At 38.7% G+C, this 3,800-nt stretch carries 3 protein-coding genes; 1 reads left to right on the plus strand and 2 read right to left on the minus strand.

The genetic code is table 11. The features are described from left to right. The first annotated feature begins 282 nt into the window (after positions 1 to 282). Positions 283 to 2,034 carry a HAMP domain-containing sensor histidine kinase gene (locus AC1DPQ_RS20850; protein ID WP_477578980.1) on the plus strand — a complete coding sequence of 584 codons (1,752 nt, stop codon included), beginning with the start codon at positions 283 to 285 and terminating at the stop codon, positions 2,032 to 2,034. Between the two features lie 172 nt (positions 2,035 to 2,206). On the opposite strand, the gene AC1DPQ_RS20855 is transcribed toward AC1DPQ_RS20850, so the two are convergent. Beyond that, positions 2,207 to 2,683 carry an acyl-CoA thioesterase gene (locus tag AC1DPQ_RS20855; protein ID WP_477578982.1) on the minus strand — a complete coding sequence of 159 codons (477 nt, stop codon included), beginning with the start codon at positions 2,681 to 2,683 and terminating at the stop codon, positions 2,207 to 2,209. 470 nt (positions 2,684 to 3,153) lie between these two features. After that, on the minus strand, positions 3,154 to 3,800 hold a 647-nt coding region (locus tag AC1DPQ_RS20860), incomplete at its 5' end, for a glycoside hydrolase family 97 C-terminal domain-containing protein (protein WP_477610747.1).

Raw genomic sequence — 3,800 nt, forward strand, 5'->3', positions numbered from 1 at the left:
AACTTAAACAATAACCCAATCTACTGGCATAGCTATTGACTACAGGCTAAACAGATGCTATTTATTTAACCTTTGTTATGTAATTTAGTTAATCAGGAAACAGATTTAAATTATAACCTATTTTTACACAAAAAAGAGAAAAATTGCTTTGCGTTAATAGCAAAAATCTCTCCGCCCTTTGCGGTTAAACAAAAAAGTCATGAAACCATCAATGATTTACAAAACTTCACAATAAATAAGTAAATCATGATAGCTTCATCACCATTAAAAAAATAAAAACAGATGAAAATAAAAACCAAGCTCCGCCTCGGATTCGGGTTTCTCTTTATACTTGTTTTATCCTTTGGATTAATCGCGCTCTTTTTCTTAAACGAGCTTTCCGATAAATCGAAGGTAATTCTTAAAGACAACTATAAATCGTTGAAATATGTTGCTGCTATGCGCAATGTAATCGATCAGAACCAATTTCCATTAAGCAGTACTCAACTGGCTGTATTTAGGGAAAACTTAAAAAATGAAGGGTTAAACATTACCGAACCCGGCGAAAAAGTGGCTTTCCAGAAATTAGCAACGGCTTTCAACGTACTAAACGGCCCACAATCGTTAACCATTAAAGAAAATAGCATTAAAAATTTGCGCGTTGCGCTACAAAATATCGAACAGGTAAATATGAAGGCCATTTACGATAAAAATGAATTGGCTAATGAAACCTCATCGAGGGCAAACCTCTACATCATGATTGCCGCTACCCTGAGTTTTATTATCCTCTTTACGTTCATTGTAAACTTTCCAGGTTTTGTGGCCAACCCTCTTGCTGAATTTAGTGCTGCGATAAAGCAGATCAGTCGTAAAAATTATAAACAGCGCCTGCATTTCGAAAACGAAGATGAGTTTACAGAACTGGCAGATTCCTTTAACGGAATGGTAGTTAAATTAAACGAATGGGAAAACAGCAACTTATCTAAAATTAAATCCGAAAAATCGCGTATTGAAGCCATTATTGCACAAATGCAGGATGCTATAATCGGCTTAAATGAAAAGGGAGAAGTACTCTTTCTAAATCATCTGGCTGCAAAACTGATGAGTCTGGATGAAGATAAGGTTATTGGCCAAAACGTGGCCGAACTGATGCAAAAAAACGAGCTGCTTAAACGGATCATTAAACCGGAAACAGAGGACAATACCTTAAAAATTTATGCTGATGATAAAGAATCTTATTTCCTGTTGGAAAACCGCGAAATCATCATCCCAAATTATGAAGAGCAGGATGAAAACACTTTAATTGCCTCATCTAAATCTGCAGGAAGCGTTTACACGTTAAAAAATATTACGCAGTTTAAAGAGCTCGATGAAGCCAAAACAAATTTTATCGCTACAGTTTCGCACGAGTTAAAAACACCACTATCATCTATCAAAATGAGCTTGAAATTGCTAAACGATGAGCGTGTGGGCACCATGAACGAAGAACAGCATGAGCTGCTCAACCACATCAAAGAAGATAGCGACAGATTGCTAAAAATCACCAGCGAACTTTTAGATCTTTCGCAAGTAGAAACCGGTAATTTAAAACTCACTTTTGCCATAACCAAACCCGAAGAAATTGTAAGTTATGCCGTTGATGCCGTTAAATTTCAGGCTGAACAAAAATTGATTCAACTGGTACTTAACTGCAGTCAGAACTTGCCGGATGTGAATGCTGATATCCAGAAAACAGCCTGGGTACTGGTTAACTTTTTATCTAATGCATTGCGGTACAGTTCAGAAAAATCGAAGGTAATCATCGATGTTTTCCAAAAAGACAAGTTTATCGAATTTTCTGTGCGCGATTTTGGAAAAGGCATCGACGAAAAATATCAGAAAAGATTATTCGACAGGTATTTCCAGGTACCAACAGATGGACAGAATAAATCGGGCTCCGGATTGGGCCTCGCCATTTCTAAAGATTTTATTGAAGCCGAAAACGGAAAAATATGGGTGGTAAGCGCCATTGGCGAAGGCAGCAAGTTTTGTTTCAGCTTGCCAGTTGTAGAATAGATTCCGCGTTTTTTTTACCACAGAGGACACCGAGTTTTGCACTGAGGTACACAGAGTATAAAACAAATACAATAGCTATGCGCTTAACTCGGTGTGCTCCGTGGCCTACCCTCTGTTTTCTCTGTGGTTAAACTGAAGATGATTATGCTGCCAAACGCTCAGCGCCTTACGTTTACACTATATAAGGCTCCATTTCCTTATCAATGCTTTTACGCAGTTCCATTAATTTAATGGCGTAGCCATGCATGGCAACTTCTTTTTCGGTTTTTGGCTTAAAGGCTGGGATTCCTTTTGGCTGCCCATCGTCGTCTACTGCAACAAAAACAATAATACAGTGTGTATTCTTAACAAAATCGGTTTGCCCTACTGGTTTCGAAAAAGCATCAACGGCAATATGCATACTGGTTTTACCCGTGTAAATAATTCGTGCTTCCATTTTAACCAAGTGCCCGATATGAACAGGATGAAAAAAACGGATTCCCCCAACATAAACCGTTACACAATAAGTTTGGCTCCATTGTAAAGCACAGGCAAAAGCAGCCTGATCGATCCATTTCATCATCATCCCACCATGTACCTTACCTCCATAATTAACATCAGAGGGTTCGCTTAAAAATTGAAGTTCGATATGGTTTTTGGTTCTGGGCATGGTAATATTTCGTTAAAAATTGCTTGGTTTTAATGTCTTTGCTAAGATATTATAAAATAAGCTATTTTCCTGCGGTCAGCTGTTATGATCTGTTAAGATGACTCGGCACAATTAACTGCCAATTACAAAAATAGTCCCGCAGATTTAAGATGATTAACGCAATTGATTATTTTTCTGCGGCTATCAGTGAGATCTACGGGAAAGAACTCTCACAGCGGTCGTCATCCTGAGTTCATCTCAGGATCTGACTCGCGTAATGGATATAATCGCGCTGTCAGATGTTACCATCTGACTCCACAAAATATTAACCACAGATAAAAAGGATAAACACAGATAGATATCTTTGATCCGTGTTTATCTGTGTCCATCCGTGGCAAAAAAACAATAAAAAAGTCGTAGCGAGACGCTACGACTAGAAGAGAATCAGTTGGTAACAACCGACACCACATCAAACTGCCCCACCTATCGAATTATTTCGCCATAATACTAATCGCGTATCCTCCACCTGGTGCACAATATTGAGCTAATTTAGTTTTGTTGGTTACCTCCATTTTACGAATGGTATAGGCTTTAGGGTTGGTTTCGTAATGGGCATCTTTTGCATCGGCATAAATGGTTGCGGTATATTTTTTGCCAGGATCCAAAAAGCTAAAATCAATTTTAGATGTCCGCGCCACTTCATCATTGGTGCGACCAACAAACCAGTTGTTTTTACCTTTCGCCTTACGCGCAAAAGTGATATAATCGCCTGGTTCTGCTTCTAAAACTTTGGTATCGTCCCAATCTACCGCCACATCTTTAATAAACTGAAAAGCATCCATGTACTTGTTATAAGTTTCAGGCAAATCGGCAGCCATTTGCAGCGGACTATACATGGTAACATAAAGTGCCAACTGGCGAGCCAATGTACTATGCACAAAAGAGGTATTTTCGGGATTATAAACACTTACTTTAGTTTCAAAAATACCTGGGGTATAATCCATTGGCCCACCTATTAAACGTGTAAAGGGTAAAATGGTAGTGTGATCAGCATTGTTCCCTCCAAAAGCTTCATATTCTGTCCCCCTTGCCGATTCGTTTCCGATTAAGTTCGGATAAGTACGTGCCAGGCCTGTTG

The organism is Pedobacter sp. 01T416_2, assembly GCF_056398925.1.